This window comes from Vibrio sp. MED222 (assembly GCF_000153005.1).
Classification (GTDB): Bacteria; Pseudomonadota; Gammaproteobacteria; order Enterobacterales; family Vibrionaceae; genus Vibrio; species Vibrio tasmaniensis_A.
The window spans coordinates 613,934-630,825 of the sequence record NZ_CH902606.1 but is presented as its reverse complement, the minus strand read 5'-3'; the positions used below and the strand labels follow the sequence as shown (position 1 = coordinate 630,825).

The 16,892-nt window shown below is 44.0% G+C and carries 15 protein-coding genes; 7 read left to right on the top strand and 8 right to left on the bottom strand.

Annotated elements, in window-relative coordinates; translation table 11 throughout:
- The first annotated feature begins 6 nt into the window (after positions 1–6).
- On the top strand, positions 7–369 hold the full coding sequence (locus MED222_RS18745; protein ID WP_009845504.1) for a RidA family protein: 363 nt from the start codon (positions 7–9) through the stop codon (positions 367–369).
- 142 nt (positions 370–511) lie between these two features.
- Here MED222_RS18745 and MED222_RS18750 read toward each other — a convergent pair whose 3' ends face one another.
- Positions 512–2,098, bottom strand: coding sequence for a BCCT family transporter (locus tag MED222_RS18750; protein WP_009845503.1), 1,587 nt, complete (start codon positions 2,096–2,098; stop codon positions 512–514).
- Positions 2,099–2,548: 450 nt separating this feature from the next.
- Between MED222_RS18750 and MED222_RS18755 the strand changes: the two genes are divergently transcribed.
- Complete coding sequence (locus MED222_RS18755; RefSeq protein WP_032555055.1) at positions 2,549–5,707, top strand: chitinase C-terminal domain-containing protein; 3,159 nt, start codon at positions 2,549–2,551, stop codon at positions 5,705–5,707.
- A gap of 292 nt (positions 5,708–5,999) precedes the next feature.
- Positions 6,000–7,463: a sensor domain-containing diguanylate cyclase gene (locus tag MED222_RS18760; protein ID WP_009845501.1), complete on the top strand. Its 1,464-nt coding sequence runs from the start codon at positions 6,000–6,002 to the stop codon at positions 7,461–7,463.
- Positions 7,464–7,553: 90 nt separating this feature from the next.
- Here MED222_RS18760 and MED222_RS18765 read toward each other — a convergent pair whose 3' ends face one another.
- Complete coding sequence (locus tag MED222_RS18765; protein WP_009845500.1) at positions 7,554–7,808, bottom strand: YgjV family protein; 255 nt, start codon at positions 7,806–7,808, stop codon at positions 7,554–7,556.
- A gap of 268 nt (positions 7,809–8,076) precedes the next feature.
- Between MED222_RS18765 and MED222_RS18770 the strand changes: the two genes are divergently transcribed.
- From MED222_RS18770 to MED222_RS18780, 3 genes are all read left to right on the top strand, one after another.
- Positions 8,077–8,661: a DUF4136 domain-containing protein gene (locus MED222_RS18770; protein ID WP_009845499.1), complete on the top strand. Its 585-nt coding sequence runs from the start codon at positions 8,077–8,079 to the stop codon at positions 8,659–8,661.
- 178 nt (positions 8,662–8,839) lie between these two features.
- Positions 8,840–10,024 carry a D-alanyl-D-alanine carboxypeptidase family protein gene (locus MED222_RS18775; protein WP_017097507.1) on the top strand — a complete coding sequence of 395 codons (1,185 nt, stop codon included), beginning with the start codon at positions 8,840–8,842 and terminating at the stop codon, positions 10,022–10,024.
- A gap of 197 nt (positions 10,025–10,221) precedes the next feature.
- Complete coding sequence (locus MED222_RS18780) at positions 10,222–10,515, top strand: YkgJ family cysteine cluster protein (RefSeq protein WP_012600484.1); 294 nt, start codon at positions 10,222–10,224, stop codon at positions 10,513–10,515.
- Positions 10,516–10,566: 51 nt separating this feature from the next.
- Here MED222_RS18780 and MED222_RS18785 read toward each other — a convergent pair whose 3' ends face one another.
- Positions 10,567–11,463, bottom strand: a complete 897-nt coding sequence (locus MED222_RS18785; RefSeq protein ID WP_009845496.1) for a LysR family transcriptional regulator — start codon at positions 11,461–11,463, stop codon at positions 10,567–10,569.
- 116 nt (positions 11,464–11,579) lie between these two features.
- Here MED222_RS18785 and MED222_RS18790 point away from each other — a divergent pair, with 116 nt between their 5' ends.
- Positions 11,580–11,960 (top strand): DoxX family protein, encoded by a 381-nt coding sequence (locus MED222_RS18790; RefSeq protein WP_009845495.1) that lies wholly within the window; start codon positions 11,580–11,582, stop codon positions 11,958–11,960.
- An 80-nt stretch (positions 11,961–12,040) separates the two neighbouring features.
- Here MED222_RS18790 and MED222_RS18795 read toward each other — a convergent pair whose 3' ends face one another.
- The 5 genes from MED222_RS18795 to MED222_RS18815 all read right to left on the bottom strand — a co-directional run.
- On the bottom strand, positions 12,041–13,723 hold the full coding sequence (locus MED222_RS18795) for an RluA family pseudouridine synthase (RefSeq protein ID WP_009845494.1): 1,683 nt from the start codon (positions 13,721–13,723) through the stop codon (positions 12,041–12,043).
- Between the two features lie 151 nt (positions 13,724–13,874).
- Positions 13,875–14,495: a glutathione S-transferase family protein gene (locus MED222_RS18800; protein WP_009845492.1), complete on the bottom strand. Its 621-nt coding sequence runs from the start codon at positions 14,493–14,495 to the stop codon at positions 13,875–13,877.
- 34 nt (positions 14,496–14,529) lie between these two features.
- Positions 14,530–15,561 carry an NADP-dependent oxidoreductase gene (locus MED222_RS18805; protein ID WP_009845491.1) on the bottom strand — a complete coding sequence of 344 codons (1,032 nt, stop codon included), beginning with the start codon at positions 15,559–15,561 and terminating at the stop codon, positions 14,530–14,532.
- 137 nt (positions 15,562–15,698) lie between these two features.
- Positions 15,699–16,289, bottom strand: coding sequence for a TetR/AcrR family transcriptional regulator (locus MED222_RS18810; RefSeq protein ID WP_009845490.1), 591 nt, complete (start codon positions 16,287–16,289; stop codon positions 15,699–15,701).
- A 154-nt stretch (positions 16,290–16,443) separates the two neighbouring features.
- Positions 16,444–16,892 (bottom strand): FKBP-type peptidyl-prolyl cis-trans isomerase (locus MED222_RS18815; RefSeq protein WP_009845489.1); only part of this gene is annotated, 449 nt, incomplete at its 5' end.

Genomic DNA, 16,892 nt, shown 5'->3' with positions numbered 1-16,892 from the left:
TAACCAGTGAAAATTCATAGAATTAACCCGACCAAGCGTTGGTCTGATGTGACTGTGTTTAACGGTATTGCAAGCTTTGTTGAAGTACCAGAGACGGATACAACGGCAGGAATTAAGAGTCAGGTTCAGCAAATCTTCGAACAAGCTGAAGAAATGATGAGTTTGGTAGACAGCGATAAATCTCGTGTATTGTCAGTGACTATTTACCTAACGGATTTCGCTAACTTTGATGCACTCAATGAAGTGTGGGAAGAGTGGTTCCCTGAAGGCTGCGCGCCAAGCCGTGCGTGCGTGAAAGCAGAACTCGCTAACCCTGAACTATTGGTTGAGATGTCATTCATGGTTGCTGCTGGTGAAAAGTTTCAATAAGCCGAAATCTCGGTAGATACAAGCGCTAGTAGACATAACTATTAATAAAGTCGACAGCGAACAGATAAAAAAACCACTCAGGTGAATCACTTGAGTGGCTTTTTAGTGTTCTACGCTATCCGAAACTAAATCGGATTAGGTATTAAGCGAGGCCTTGATCTCTTGCCATCTGCTTCGCGATCTTCGGTGCATGCCATAGACATGGCAGCAAGATAAACGAAACAGGAACGGCAGTGATCACAATGAACGACTGCAGAGCTGAGATGCCGCCAGAGCCCATTGAGATAAGCGCGATAGCCACTGCCCCCATAATGACGCCCCAGAATGTTCTAACTGCTGAGTTAGGTTCTGTTGTGCCAGTCATTACTACACTGATGGTGTAGGTCATTGAGTCACCTGTGGTCACGATGAACGTGGTCGTCAGGATAAGGAACAGGATTGCAATCAGAGTCGGGAACGGTAGTTGCGAAGTAATAGCTAGTAGTACAGCTGGAAGGTTGAAACCTTCGAATGCGCTAGATATTACGCCTGGGTTCTCTAATTCAAACGCTAAGCCACTACCACCAACAATGCTGAACCAAAAACAAGTCACAAGCGGTGCAACGATGCTGATAGAAACGATCATTTGGCGAATAGTTCGGCCACGTGAGATACGAGCAATGAAGATCGCCATCATTGGGCCATAACCTAAGAACCAACCCCAGAAGAATACAGTCCAGCCACCTAGCCACGCAGTATCTTGGCGGTATAGCGCCATTGGGATAAAGTTGTCGACCATTTCACCGATGCCTTGTAGGTAACCATCAATGATAAAGCTGGTTGGGCCAACAAGGAGAATGTAAACGATTAGGCACACCGATAAGATGATGTTGTAACGGCTTACCAGTTGGATGCCTTTACTTAGACCACTTAATGCCGACAGCGTATACATTGCAATAGCGAATAGAATAACGACACTTTGGGTAGCAAAGCTATCAGAAATCCCAAACAGCTCGCTCAACGCATAGCTGATCTGTAGGCCAAGGAAGCCGATAGGGCCGATTGTACCTGCGGCTACTGCCACAATGCTGCACGCATCAACGACGTTACCAATCCAACTGTTGATTGCCTTGTCGCCCAGTACTGGGTAAAGCAGGGTGCGTGGCTTAAGAGGAAGGCCTTTTTCGTAGTGCAAGTACATAAGCACAATCGAAGAGAGACCACCTAAGATAGCCCATGCAAGGAAACCCCAGTGCATGAAAGATTGTGATAGTGCATTGAATGCCATCGCTTGAGGGTCTGCATTGCCATACAGCGGTGGAGCTGAAACAAAGTGAGCAATTGGCTCTGCAGCTGCCCAGAACACGCCACCACCCGCAAGGAGTGTACATAGGACGATAGACATCCATTTAAACGTGGTCATTTCTGGTAGGGCAAGCTTCCCTAAACGAACATGGCCTGTGCGACTTAGTGCAAGCACTAAACCGATAATGAAATTGAGTAGTAGTAGGACTTGCCAGAAAGCACCGAACCATTTAGTTGAGTAACTAAAGCCGATGTTGACAAGTTCGGACAATACGGAGGTGTTGGTGAAAGCAAGGATGACAAAGAGGGTCAGGAAACTGCCACTCAGCCAAAAGACTGGGTTTCCGAGTTCCAGTTTTTCACCCAAAGATTGAGCTCTATTGAAATCGATAGAAGTAGATTCTGCGTTGATGTTTTCGTTGGCGACTTGCGTCAAGTTGGACATTATTTCTTCGCTATATTTGGCTCTTTCAAGCCTATGTATTTCTCCCACATTCGGATAAAAATGTGAGGCTCGTCAAAAAAGCCGCTGATACTAACATATTTGTTATCCAAAAGTGGGCAATTTCATAAAATAATCTCAAATCGCCCCTAATTCCCTACTTTTTGGTTAGTTTTGATACGAATTCTCATCGAATCTAAATCATATTTCTAAATTTTGAGACACTATTTTTTTAGCTTTGCGAAATAAATTAATATTAGTTGTTGGTGCAAAATAAGTGTCGAGTCATTGCATGCTATAAACAAATTAATGCGAGTCATTTTATAAATAAGGAATATTTTAGGTGTTTAATTGGCACTGTTACCTACAGTTGTTTTGCGAAGAAATTTAAGTGGCAAAAAAAGTGTCATTTACTTTAAATATCTTAAAACAACAACTTAAGGGACTGCAAACATGCACCTAAATCAAGGAAGAGTGGCCAAAAAGGTTTTTACACTCAGTACTCTCACTGCGTCATGCTTAATGGCTTTCAATAGCTATGCGGCTGTGGATTGCTCAACGTTAGAAGCGTGGGATCCTGCCACGGTTTACACCGGCGGCGATCAAGTTTCACATGACGGTAGTGCTTACAAAGCCAATTATTGGAATCAAAATAACAACCCAAACCAATTCGAAGGTGACCATGCACAATGGAAGAAGGTTGATGTGTGTAGCGGTGGTGGTACGCCCAATGAAGTGCCAACGGCTTCGTTAACGACTCCATCAGCCTCTGACATAATCACTGAAGGCGATAACGTGGTGTTGAGTGCAACGGCGCTAGATTCTGACGGCAGTGTTACCTCGGTTGAATTCTTCATTGATGGAACTTCAGTTGCGGTTGTAACAGCTGCACCTTTCGAAGCGGCTTGGGCTGCAACGTCTGGTAGCCATCAGGTTTCGGTTGTTGCTACAGACAATGAAGGCGCGGCTAGCTTAGCGAGCGCGGTCTCTATTTCTGTCGATTCAGTTACACCTGGAAATGAAGCGCCGACAGTATCGGTTGCGCTTTCTGCATCTTCGGTTGATGTTGGTGGTGTGGTAACGCTTACCGCAACGGCAACAGACAGCGATGGTACGGTTGATAAGGTCGATTTTTATGTGGCAGGTTCTTTAGTCGGAACGGCTGCGACAAGCCCATACACGCTTAACTACACAACCACTCAAGCGGGTTCTTTAGCGGTTTACGCAAAAGCGACTGACAATCAAGGCGCAACGACAGATTCAGCGCTGGCTTCTTTGACGGTGAATGGCGTACCAACGGTGAGCACTTGTCGACCTGATGGCTTGTATCAAACTCAAGGTGTCGATGTTCCTTATTGTACGATTTACGATGATGAAGGCCGTGAGAAAATGGGCGCGGATCACCCACGTCGTGTCATTGGTTACTTCACCAGCTGGCGTGCAGGGGATGACCCACAAGCTGCTTACCTAGTAAATGACATTCCTTGGGAACAACTCACACACATTAACTACGCTTTCGTGAGCATCGGCTCAGATGGCAAAGTAAACGTGGGTGATGTGAACGATCCGAACAACGCAGCGGTTGGTAAAGAGTGGCCGGGCGTGGAAGTTGACCCAGCATTAGGCTTCAAAGGTCACTTCGGTGCATTAGCGACAGCGAAGAAAAAACACGATGTTAAGACTTTAATCTCAATCGGTGGTTGGGCGGAGACCGGTGGCCACTTCGCCACTGATGGTAGCCGAGTGGCTGATGGTGGTTTCTATACCATGACGACCAATGCTGACGGTTCTATTAACCATCAAGGTATCGAAACATTCGCAACTTCAGCGGTTGAAATGCTTCGTAAATACCAGTTCGATGGTCTAGATATCGATTACGAATACCCGACGTCAATGGCGGGCGCAGGTAATCCGTACGATAAAGACTTTATGGAACCACGTCGTCAATACCTATGGGCTTCTTACCAAGTGTTGATGAAAGTGTTGCGTGAGAAGCTTGATGCAGCCTCTTCGCAAGATGGCAATCACTACATGTTAACGATCGCGGCGCCTTCTTCGGGTTACCTACTGCGTGGTATGGAAACATTCGATGTAACCAAATATCTCGATTACGTAAATATCATGTCTTATGACCTTCACGGTGCGTGGAACGATCACGTAGGCCATAACGCTGCGTTGTTTGATACAGGTAAAGATTCAGAGTTAGCACAGTGGAACGTATACGGCACAGCGGCTTACGGCGGTATCGGTTACCTGAATACGGATTGGGCCTACCACTACTTCCGTGGTTCTATGCCAGCAGGTCGTATTAACATCGGTGTGCCTTACTACACACGTGGTTGGCAAGGTGTAACTGGTGGTGAGAATGGTCTTTGGGGCCGAGCAGCACTGCCAAACCAAGCTGAATGTTCAGCAGGTACTGGTGAAGGCGAGAAGAACAACTGTGGCCATGGCGCAATTGGTATCGATAACATGTGGCACGATACTGATCCGAAAGGCAACGAAATGGGTGCAGGTTCAAACCCAATGTGGCATGCGAAGAACTTAGAGAAAGGCATTTGGGGTTCTTATGCAGCAGCTTACAAGCTTGATCCTGTTAACGATCCTTCAGATGTTCTAATGGGGACTTACACGCGTAACTATGACAGCGTGGCTGTTGCTCCTTGGTTGTGGAACGCAGAGAAGGGCGTATTCCTTTCAACGGAAGATAAAGATTCTATCGATGTGAAAGCCGATTACGTTATCGACAAAGAAATCGGTGGCATCATGTTCTGGGAACTAGCAGGGGATTACAACTGTTACGTACTCGATGCGAACGGTAACCGAACTTCAATCGATACAACCGAACAGGCGTGTAATAGCGGAAACGGTGAGTTCCATATGGGTAACACTATGACGAAAGCTATCTACGATAAGTTTAAGTCAGCTACTCCATATGGAAACAAGGTTGCAACGGGTGCTATCCCAACGGAAGCATTAGATATTACTGTTTCTGTAGGTGGCTTCAAAGTCGGTGATCAAAACTATCCAATTAACCCTAAGATCACGTTTACAAACAATACAGGTCAAGCGCTTCCTGGTGGTACTGAGTTCCAGTTCGATATCCCAGTGTCTGCACCTGATAACGCAAAAGATCAATCGGGCGGTGGTTTGTCTGTGATTGCTTCTGGTCACACTCGTGCCAATAATATTGGTGGTCTAGATGGTCCGATGCACAGAGTAGCGTTTACATTACCTGCATGGAAAGAGCTTCCTGCTGGTGGTGTGTATGAACTCGATATGGTTTATTACTTGCCAATTTCTGGCCCTGCAAACTATACAGTGAATGTGAATAGTGTCGATTATGCATTTAGCTTTGAGCAGCCGGATCTACCACTGGGTGATATCAGTACTGGTGGCGGTAATCCTGGTGATGGCGGTACCAACCCAGGTACATGCGATACTGCGGGTTTAGCTGTATATCCCGACTTACCTCAGAAAGATTGGGCGGGTAACCCAAGCCACGCAAACACGGGCGACCAAGTGGTTCATAACGGTAGTGTTTACCAAGCAAACTGGTGGACAAGTGCCGAGCCGGGTAGTGACGGCAGTTGGACCAAAGTGTGCTCTTAATTTAAGGCTAAGCAATGTATTTATAGACAATAGAGCGTAGTAATAGGTAATAAATGCGAATGCTTTTAAGTCGATTTATCAGGGCTTTAGTATAAATTAAGTTATCAATTTAAACGTAAAATCAAAACGCCGAACTGAATCCAGTTCGGCGTTTTTGCTATAAGTCACAGATTGCACATGAAGGGCGCTATTAATATCGACTATCGTTCAGTAAAATAGATAAATGTGATATAAAACAGTCTGCTTATAAGAACATTAGCGTTACCTAAAATTTAAAAGCTATGAGGTAATTTTGAAAGTAAGACGTAAGTATATCCTCAACTTTTCCATCGTGTTGGCCCTAGTATCTCTGGTCCTCTCCGCTATTCAATTTAACCGAACCAAAGAATCACTTTTAGAGTCTAATCAATTCTTCTTCCGTACTATTGTAAACGCAAGCTACGACATCGTAGATACTACCGTTAACGAAGCTATTAAAACCTATCTCAAAGGTGTGACTGATACTGTCGCTTCTCACACACTAGGTGTCACTCCAGAACAAGAAGTTAAAGAAGTCATCCGAATTGCTAACGAATTGGTGATTGGAGAGTCAGGTTATATCTATTTGATGTCACCACAAGGTGTCCACCTGTATCATCCGTTTTTACAAGGGCAAAATCGCGCGCATTTAACCCATATTCAAACGCAACTGACCTCAAAGTCTGGAATGACTCAGTATTCTCATGCTAATCCACATGAAGTCGGCAAGCGTGCGAAGGTCGCGTATTCAGTGAGGCTACCGAGTGGTAATACATTGGTGGCGACCACTTATAAAGATGAACTCATGTACTTGGTCGATCTCGAAGCGCTTAAAGATAAACTAAGAAAGTATTCATATGGCGATAGTGGTTATGTATATATTGTTGATTTGCAAGGCGAGCTAGTCCTCCGACCCAATTTTGAACACGAACACTTGAAAGCCTTAATTGGTTATTCATCAGAGTTGCTCATCGATAAGGTCGTTGCTGAGCCTGAAGGGCATTTTAGTTACTCAATTTCAGATGACAACGGTACGACAAACAAAAACATTTTCTATAAGTTCTACCCATATCTGAATTGGATCATTTCTGCTGGAGTTTTGGAGCAAGAGCTCAATAAGAACCACAGTTTATTGCTAGTTAGTTTGATGACCTTGGTTATAAGTTTGCTTAGCATCATCGCCGTTTTGGTGCTTTACCTGCGGCACCGTCATTTAAAGATCTTAGATGTAGCTAGCTTAGATTATCTTACGGGGTTGAGTAATCGGCGGGACTTTATTTCTCAGGTTAAGATGAGAATTTTAGAGTGTTCGCCTTATCCGTTAAAAGGTGTTGGTATCATTCTTCTAGATATTGACCATTTTAAATCGGTAAACGATCTACACGGGCATAATGAAGGCGATAGAGTGATCTGTGCCGTTGCAAAAGTATTGAAGCAATTTGCAAATGAAAATCGTCTAATTGCTCGCTATGGCGGTGAGGAATTTATCTTTGTGACTTTTGATTGCAATGAATATCAATTGTACGAGTTGTCGGAAGAGCTTAGGCGTAGCGTCGAAAAAATTGAGGGGTTAGTGTTACCTGTAACGGTCAGTGTTGGGTGTCGCTATGCAAATGCACTGTTCCACATAGAAGGCACGATAGACCAAGCTGACAAAGCACTTTATCAAGCGAAAAAGAATGGACGCAATAACACACAGGTATACAGAGAGAGTCAATATCGTATTGTCTGGCATTGAAGTTTTCTAAAATTGATAAGCATGAAAAAGCCCAAATAGAACGTTCTATTTGGGCTTTTTTAGAATTGTTTGAAAGTGCTAGCCGTTAATCTAAGCTTTTGCTGCTTTCATCGCTTCATTTTTTTTTTCCTTTTGCATTTTTGCAAGGAAGTAGATGTTCACACAAGCGATGAAACCGTTGGTTGCAACCACTGGCCATGCATCAATCATAACGCCGTATGCTGTGAATAGAGTACAGCCAACAAAGTTAAGGACACGCAGACGCACGATATCTTTCATTGTTAATGAAATTGCGACCATAATAGATGCCGCGTAACCTAAAATTTCAACCATATTGAATTCCATTGTGTGACCCTCTTAAATTTGCCGATGCTTTATCGGTACCAATTCTTCTCTTCATGAGATGATTGAGGAAGCTCCGTGCCCCGAATGGTTTGGTTATGTTTAACTAAGTTTACTATACCGAGTCTATTTCTGTGGTTAAACCCCCAAAATGAGTAGAAGTGAAGGTTAGCGATTACGCAAACGTTTAATGATCTTTCTATTAATATAATTACTGTTTATGTTGAAGGTCAAATTGATAATTATTCTTGTATAGGAAAGGAAGCCGCGAATGATAAAACGATTCATATGTGCAACAAAAGGCGTAAATAAAGTCGCGTTGTTGGCTTTGATAGCGATTGGACTGACAGCGTGTACAACCAATGAAACGACTCCAACTCACAATTATGGCGTGGTGACCAGTGGTGACTTTGATTTCATGAAGCATGGGGTAGTCACGTACTCATGGCATCCCGAATCAGAGCAAGTGTACCTTTCTGAAAAATATGACAAGACGGTCGTCACTGATCTTGTACGCGAAGCGATTAAAGAACAACTTTCATTGAAAGGTTATCAGTTGAAATCCGGGGCTGGTGATGTCGTAGTGGGTTTTGGATTAGCTGAAGAATCTGAACTGAACGATGAATCGATCTTTGATGCGATTCAGCTATCTACAGGTGTGCCATTTTATAGTGATGATGGAAAGGTAAGCGAGAAAGGATCTTTGTATATTGCTTTTTTTGTTCCTAATTCGGAAGTTATACAGTGGCAAGCACTGGCGCAGTCTGGTATCCAACCTGATTTAGAGCCGAGCGAAAGCAAACAGCGGGTTATGGGCTTTGTTGAAATGTTATTTAGACGTATGCCCGAGAGGTAAAGCGAAGTGTTGAATGCATTCATTGAGTCAATCGTTTTTGTGCAAAAAACGGACAGGTCGCAGATTATACTTTTTTATTTGTAACGAACCGTACAAATACGTAAAGCAACGTAAAGTTCGCGCTTCTTTTGCTAGCATTTGTCTATACTGAACAAAACGTTAACTTAGGTTTAATTCAATGAAACGGTTCTCAAAATACTCTCTCCCTCTATTAAGTATGTTCATTGTAAGTAACGCAGCGATCGTAGCAAATACTGCTGTCGCGGCACCTTCTATAGTACCAAGCCCACCTAGCCTAGGCGCAAAAGGGTATGTGTTAATTGATTTTAACTCTGGTGATGTGCTGGTAGAAAAAAACGCACACACTAAGTTGAACCCAGCGAGTTTAACCAAGCTTATGACCAGTTATGTGGCTGGACAAGAGATGAAACGAGGTAACATCTCTGCGGATGATCAGGTGCGAATTAGCGAAAACGCATGGGCGAAAAACTTCCCTGATTCTTCAAAAATGTTCATCGAAGTGAACACTGATGTCGCGATGATGGATCTTTACCGTGGCTTGATTATTCAATCAGGGAACGATGCGAGTGTTGCGATTGCAGAACATGTTGCTGGCTCACAAGATGCATTTGTTGACTTGATGAACTCTTGGGCAGCTTCGCTAAAACTGGAAAATACCCATTTTGCGAATGCACATGGTTTAGATGCGGACGATCTCTATTCAACGCCTTATGATATCGCTCTATTAGGCCGTGCGATTATTCGCGATTTACCGGATGTGTATGGTTTATACAGCGAACGCTCGTTTAGCTACAACAAGATTACACAACACAACCGCAATGGCTTATTACGTGATAGAAGCTTGACGGTCGATGGCATGAAAACAGGCTACACCTCTGGTGCCGGCTACAGTTTAGCGAGTTCGGCGACACAAGGTGAGATGAGACTTATTGCGGTTGTGATGGGCGCATCAAGCGTTAAGAGTCGTGAGTCAGACAGCAAACAATTGTTGAGCTATGGTTTTCGTTTCTTCGATACGCTAAACCCTCATCAAGGCGGTGACCAAGTCGCTGAAGAGAAGGTGTGGTTTGGTGCTCAAGATACGTTGAAGCTAGGCGTTGCAGAAGATACGTTTATTACGCTGCCTAAGTCAGACAGCAAAAAGTTAACGGCATCGATTGAACTAATATCTGAACTGAAAGCCCCGATTTCAGAAGGCCAAACCTTAGGCGTTGTTCATTACACCGTTGATGGTGAAGATGTTCAAACTCAACCTTTGATCGCGTTGGAAGCGGTAGAGCAGGCTGGCTTGTTCAAACGCTTGATGGACTACGTAAAGCTATTTTTCGCTAGTCTGTTCTAAATCGAGGCTAGTCTGTTGTAAAGCGAGATAGTGGCGACAAGTCGCGATGGAAAACCATAAATAGTATGGGTGTTGTGAGTAAATCACAGCGCCTATTTTTATTTCTACATCAATCAAAACACTGCGCCGCACTATCTTTATTAGCCGTAGCGGTCGGTTTCGATTACTATACGCAAAATTTAGCAGCGTAGTCACTTATGACGATTGAGATAAAGAACGTAACCGAACCCGAAGTAACATGTGCTAATTGTCAGGCATGCTGTTGTCGTTTAGAGGTTATGATCATCACAGATACAGGCGTACCTGAAGAGCATATCGCTTATGATGAATGGGGCGGCGAAACGATGTTGCGACTCGACGACGGTTGGTGTTCTGCTGTAGATAGAGAAACACTGATGTGTACTATTTACGAAAACCGACCTTGGATCTGTCGTGAATTCGAAATGGCCTCTTTTGAATGTGTTGATCAGCGCAAGGATGTAATGGGTTAAGACTTTATCTTAGCTATCGATGTTAGTTGAGCTCTAACTGTTCTTAGAGCTTTAACTATTCCTTGCGCTCAAATACTTCGCAAGAAAATCGATAAACACTCGGATTCTTTGGGGCAAATAATCGCTCGCATGATACACCACGTACATTGGTAGCTGGTTATTACTCCAATCTTCCAATAACCTTTTTAGTTCTCCTTTCTCAACATACTCTTTGCCCATCCAATCCGGTAAAGCAACAATACCTAAACCTTGTCGAGCCATTTTAAGTAGCATATCTGGGCTATCTGAAGTGAATATTTGATTTACTTTAATGGTATTAGTTTTGTCGCTCTTGTCGGTAAAACGCCATTCATTCGCAGGGCTCATCAGGGAGTAGGTTAAGCATTGGTGTTCGCTCAAATCTTGTGGATACAGAGGAATCCCTTGTTTTTCTAGATAATCTGGTGATGCGAAGTAGTGAACTTTGTTGTTAAACAAGAAGCGTGCTTTTAGCCCTGAGTCTTTGAGTTGTGACGCGCGGATGGCAACATCAATATTGTGTTCATTAAGGTTGACGATGCGGTCATCGATGCTGAGGTTAATGCGGATACCTGGGTGCTGTTCAATGAAAGCTTGAAGTGGCTCACTGAGTAACATCGATGAAAAAGCACTTGGCGCAGATATCTTAAGCTCACCTTCCACGGATTCTGTTTCACGCTTGAGCCTACTTTCTATGGTAGACATCTCTTCGAGTAAACGGGAGCAATAAGTCAGGTAGTCTTTGCCTGCATGGGTTAGGGATATTTTGCGACTGTTTCGCTGAAACAGCGTCATTCCTAAATCACTTTCTAACCACGCAATCTTTTTACTTACGGCACTTTGTGTCACGTCGAGTTTATTGGCAGTAGCAGTAAAACTGTTCAGCTGCGCAGTTTCCACGAAGATACGAATACACTCAATTTTATCCATTCTAGTTGTCCTATATCTTGTACCTAAACCCAATCATTCCAAATTGGAATCCTAACTATCATAAAACTAGCATTTATCGTTCTATTTATGAATGGTTAAATGATTCCACTACGTTAATGATTCTTAAGAAAGGTGGCAACATGAGTACAGTAGTGAGTGTATTACTAGTGGTGTTCTTTTTATTGGCGAGTTCAATCAAGACAATTGCTTGGCAAAAGAAAGTGTTTGAAATCCAGCTTGGCTTTTTTAAAAGCTATGGATTAAATCGCGTCATCATGTTTCTAGTTGGCATGGTTGAGTTTACTGGAGCTGTATTGTTGCTCTGTGCTTTGGTTGGTTTAGCACCTGAACATACGCAACTGATGGGAGGTTTGATATTAGCGAGTACTTCACTAGGGGCGATTTACTTTCATTTGAGATTCGATACGTGGAAGGATGGTATTCCCGCGATGGTTACTCTGTTGGGTTCTGGCTTCTTGGTCATTGCATCGTACTAAGTTTATTCGACATGTAGCGATAGCTATGAGAGGCAAAGGAAATAAGAGTAGGGCACGAAGCCCTACCAAATGGAAACGGTTTAGAACTCAGAAGGCACTTCAAACTCGAGCCATTCACCGGTTGTTGGGTGAATCAGTTTTAAGTAGCCAGCGTGAAGGTGTAAACGCTCACGTTTGTATCCGTATAAGTCGTCACCACGAATCGGTACACCAAGGCCTGACGGGTGAGCACAGTGTACGCGCAGCTGGTGGGTTCGTCCTGTTTTAGGGTACAAGTGAACCTTGGTTTTGCCATTGTTGGTGCTGACCGCTTCCCAATGAGTTTCAGCATTACGTCCATGTTCATGGCAAACCAATTGTCTTGGTCTGTCTGTTATGTCGCCGCGCAAGGGCAAGCTGATATCGCCAGATTTGCCGTCGATTTCACCATCTAACAGAGCTATATATCGTTTCTCTACGGTTCTATCAATGAACTGCTTCTGGATGTGTTTATTGGACTCTGCGGTCAGCGCCAAGATCAATAAGCCTGACGTCGACATGTCCAATCGATGGATAATCAAAGGGCCTGTTGCATCGGGATAACGCGCTTTAATACGGGTATAAACAGAGTCTTCGATAAACTTACCAGGAACCGACAAGAACTCCTCGGGTTTATTCACCACCACGATCTCGTCATCTTCATAGACAATATCAAACGACTTACCAACCGCAGGGTTCACGATAAGCGGGTTCTCTTCTAATTCGATGCCGTTTAGCTGGTGGTCGAGGATCTCGAAGCTTTTACTTTGGCAAACCGGGTACAGGTTTGCGTGCTGGCGAATGACAGCCGTTGGAGGCAATCCCCACCAAAACTCAGACAATGCTAATGGCTGAAAGCCGTGTTCAAAAGCAAAATTAAGCAGCTTAGGTAGGCAGCAGTCGCCAGAGCCTTCAAGAGCGTCTTTGCCATCTAACAATTCAAGCAGGTTCTTTGATTCGAGAGCTTGGTTGTTAAAGCGATAATGAGACAACCGTTGCGCTTCTAATTCGGCTGAGATCGCTTGGTACTCTTGCTTGCGGCTCGTGAGTTCGCTTTCGATAGCATCAACTTGCGACTGGCGTTCTGCGATCTTTTGTTTCCACTCGATTCTAAGTGCTTTTAAGTCGCGTTTCTCTTGGCTGCTTTGATTGCCCAGTTGTTTGAGCAAATTCGCTGCTGACTCTAGATTCCCCAATGCCTTTTCTTGATTGGCTTGTTCTCTGAGTTCGTTACGCTGAGATTTGTTTGCTGCCAAGGCTAATTGAAAGGCTTCGATAGCTTGTGCTGATTCGATTTTTAACTCTTCAAATTCAGCCAATAATGCGTCTAGGTTGTGCGACTGTTGTAGTTTTTCAATGTCATCCGCTAGTTGCGATTGGCGAGCAAGGTTTGCACTGTTGTGAGATTGAAACTGTTCTGAATCGAAGGCTGATGGAACAAAGTTAATGTTGTTTAACTGAGAGGCCAAAGACGGATATAACTGCAAACCTGAAAACGCAGAAAGGTAACCTAGCTCTTGTGTAGTTGGGTTCTGAACAAGAAGCACGGCGTAGAGGTTGCCTTGCGATGTTTCATTCACACCGCAGTCGAGTAACGACTGCTGAAGTTGCTGCATGGCAAACTCACACGTTGGATGTGGTGTGTAGTAGTACGGAAACGTAAAACGAGTCGGTAGCGGTAAGTCTACATTCGTATTGTCGTTTTTTAGGTGCAGTGGTGTGTATTGAGCAAGGTTTGCTGACATGAAGATCAAACTCTATGGCTGTTCAGTTAGAGTTCGGTATTGTTGTCGAAATGAAGGCAAATGAGAAGCCAAAGCGAAAGATAAATCGGCTTTGGCTTCATTTAGTTGCTTTTGCTTATCCGAAGCGCGTCCGAGCTTGATTGAAACTCGATCAGTTCGAGTGTTCTAGCTCTAGTTGCTCGGCTTTTTGGTAAGCAGGGTGGCTCGTTAAAAGATCACCGTATTTAGCAATGTTAGGGTAGAGCGCAGTGGCACCGAAGTTACCCACGATTTCTACGATGAACGACATCATGAAATCGGCACCCGTCAGAGTATCAGCAACAAGGTAAGTTTTACCTTCAAGCGCTTCGTTGACAAAGGTTAGGATCTTTTGGTTTTCATCATCAGCGTAGCCGCCAAGGAAATTAGTCTCGCAACCGTCTTTCATCACAAAGATTTTAAGTAGCATTGGCAGAATACCAGAGCTTTCAGCGAAGTGAAGCCACTGTGAGTATTCCACGTAGTCAGCGGTGCCGCGCACTGGTGCGAACTTACCTTGACCGTATTTGTCGATTAGGTACTCGGTGATAGCACCAGATTCGCTGATCACGACGCCATCGTCTTCAATAACCGGAGATTTACCAAGAGGATGAACGGCCTTCAATTCTGGTGGCGCTAGAAACGTTACACTGTCTCGTTGGTATGGTTTGATTTGGTAATCTACTCCAAGCTCTTCCAATAGCCAGATGATGCGTTTTGAGCGAGATTTGTTTAGGTGATGCAAAGTAATCATGATTTTACCTAGTTAACTGGTTCAGTTTTTGAATTTATTTAGCTTCGTTTGTTTTGATAACAAGCTTACCGAAGTTTTGGCCTTCCAATAGACCCATGAATGCTTGTGGCGCCTCGTCTAGGCCTTCAACTAGGTGCTCACGGTAATGCATCTTGCCTTGAGACAACCATTCTGTCATTTGAACAGCAAACTCATTGTAACGGTGTGCGTAATCATCAAAGATAATGAAACCTTGCATCTTAATACGCTTGACCAAAAGAGTGCCCATAAGGCTAGACATGCGATCTGGGCCTTCAGGAAGTGATGTCGCATTGTATTGTGAAATAAGGCCACAAACAGGAATGCGAGCACCAGTGTTAAGCAACGGCATTACCGCATCGAACACCTTGCCGCCAACGTTTTCAAAATAAACGTCGATGCCGTTGCTACATGCTTTAGCCAGTTGCTCCGCGAAGTCGTCGGCTTTGTGGTCGATACATTCATCAAAACCAAGCACTTCTTTCGCGTACTGACATTTCTCTTGACCACCAGCAACGCCAATGACACGACAGCCTTTTAATTTTCCGATTTGGCCAACGGTTGCGCCTACTGCACCTGTTGCAGCCGCAACGACTAGAGTGTCGCCTTCTTTAGGTTGGCCGATATCAAGTAAGCCCATGTACGCAGTAAAGCCTGGCATACCCATGATGCCTAGTGCGTAAGAAGGGTGTGTAGGCTCTTTACCTAGTTTGATTAGGCCTTCACCATCAGACACACCAAGATCTTGCCAACCGGTGTAAGCCAGTACCCATTCGCCAACTTCAAAATCGCTATTGTTTGACTCTTCAACCTGACACACGGTTGCACCGACCATCACTTCATCAATCGCAACAGGGTCTGCGTAAGATTTAGCATCGCTCATTCGGCCACGCATGTACGGGTCTAGAGAAAGGTAAACTGAGCGAAGTAACATCTCGCCGTCTTTAATTGTTGGTGCGGCTACTGCCTCCAAACGGAAGTTATCTTGAGTCGGTGCGCCTACTGGGCGAGAAGCCAATACGATGCGGCGGTTGTCTTGTTGAGTCATTGGGTATCCTTAATTTTATATTATGTTTATTTAGAATTAGACCAGTCGTCTAGTCTTGTTGTCTAAAAATCCCGCCGTCATCAAATGATAAGAGGGCGGGTTATCTGTCGTTAGTAAAGACTAAACACAGTACGTGGTTAGTTTTTACCTTTTAAAATCTGTTGGGTTAGGTTTAAAGCTGATTCTAAGCTACGTGAACTCTGGCTTAGTTTGCTTAATAAGCTTGCGCCTAACCACATAGAATATAGATTTTGAGCGGTTTCTTGGCTCTCTTCAACCTTTATCGAGCCATCATCAATACCACCGACAATGCACTGCTCGATGGTATGCGTCACTTTCTCAGCACCTTTCAATAGCGCTTGGCGCATAGGATCAGAAAGATCAGAAACTTCGGCGCTGAGCTTAACGACTAAGCATTTATGAGCGTTACAAGTACCGTTTTCAATCTGTGACCATCGAGTGAAATAACTGATAATTCTCTGGTAATGGTTGCCTTCACCATGAACCAAAATAGTTTCAACTCTGCTGATGTAGGTCTCAAAATAGTGCTGGATCAGAGCCTCGCCAAATTGCTCTTTAGATTTAAAGTAGTGGTAAAACGATCCTTTTGGAACATCCGCTTCTTTAAGCAATTGCGATAAGCCAACGCCGTTAAAGCCGTTGTTCACTATTAATTGGTAGCCAACATCTAAAACATGCAGGCGTGTGTCGTTCGTTTTATCGTTCATGGGCTTACCATAAGTTAAATTAGACCAGTCGTCTAGTCTTCGGCTTTTTGAGGTATATTCCGTCGTTACAAAAGTGGCTTCAAATATTCAAACGTTCACATATAAAAAAGCCCCAACATAGCTCGTATGTTAGGGCTTAAATCAGTCTCTTCAATTATTTGATAGAGATTAACTCAACATCAAAAATCAAAGTTGCTGATGGTGGGATAGGGCCTGAACCACCTTTACCGTAAGCCAATTGGCTTGGGATAAACAGGCGAACTTTTTGGCCTTCGACCATGTAAGTCAAACCTTCTTGCCAGCCTTTGATCACTTGTTTAAGAGCAAATGAGATTGGCTCACCACGATCAACAGAGCTGTCGAAAACAGTGCCGTCGATAAGTGTACCGTGGTAATGAACCGTTACTTTGCTGTTCTTAGTTGGGTGCTCTGTACCAGTACCTTCTTCAAGAACTAGGTATTGAAGACCACTTTCAGTCGTAACAACCCCTTCTTTAGCGCCGTTTTCGATAAGGAATTGTTGGCCTTGTTCAATATTTTCTTCGCCAGATTTATGGTTCATCCAAGTGCGGTAGATCATGAAGCCAGCCAAAATAAAGACAA

Excerpts from the sequence above, each read along its gene's own strand:
- MED222_RS18750 (WP_009845503.1), bottom strand. The coding sequence starts at position 2,098 with ATGTCCAACTTGACGCAAGTCGCCAACGAAAACATCAACGCAGAATCT.
- MED222_RS18755 (WP_032555055.1), top strand. The coding sequence starts at position 2,549 with ATGCACCTAAATCAAGGAAGAGTGGCCAAAAAGGTTTTTACACTCAGT.
- MED222_RS18765 (WP_009845500.1), bottom strand. The coding sequence starts at position 7,808 with ATGGAATTCAATATGGTTGAAATTTTAGGTTACGCGGCATCTATTATG.
- MED222_RS18770 (WP_009845499.1), top strand. The coding sequence starts at position 8,077 with ATGATAAAACGATTCATATGTGCAACAAAAGGCGTAAATAAAGTCGCG.
- MED222_RS18775 (WP_017097507.1), top strand. The coding sequence starts at position 8,840 with ATGAAACGGTTCTCAAAATACTCTCTCCCTCTATTAAGTATGTTCATT.
- MED222_RS18780 (WP_012600484.1), top strand. The coding sequence starts at position 10,222 with ATGACGATTGAGATAAAGAACGTAACCGAACCCGAAGTAACATGTGCT.
- MED222_RS18785 (WP_009845496.1), bottom strand. The coding sequence starts at position 11,463 with ATGGATAAAATTGAGTGTATTCGTATCTTCGTGGAAACTGCGCAGCTG.
- MED222_RS18790 (WP_009845495.1), top strand. The coding sequence starts at position 11,580 with ATGATTCTTAAGAAAGGTGGCAACATGAGTACAGTAGTGAGTGTATTA.
- MED222_RS18795 (WP_009845494.1), bottom strand. The coding sequence starts at position 13,723 with ATGTCAGCAAACCTTGCTCAATACACACCACTGCACCTAAAAAACGAC.
- MED222_RS18800 (WP_009845492.1), bottom strand. The coding sequence starts at position 14,495 with ATGATTACTTTGCATCACCTAAACAAATCTCGCTCAAAACGCATCATC.
- MED222_RS18805 (WP_009845491.1), bottom strand. The coding sequence starts at position 15,561 with ATGACTCAACAAGACAACCGCCGCATCGTATTGGCTTCTCGCCCAGTA.
- MED222_RS18810 (WP_009845490.1), bottom strand. The coding sequence starts at position 16,289 with ATGAACGATAAAACGAACGACACACGCCTGCATGTTTTAGATGTTGGC.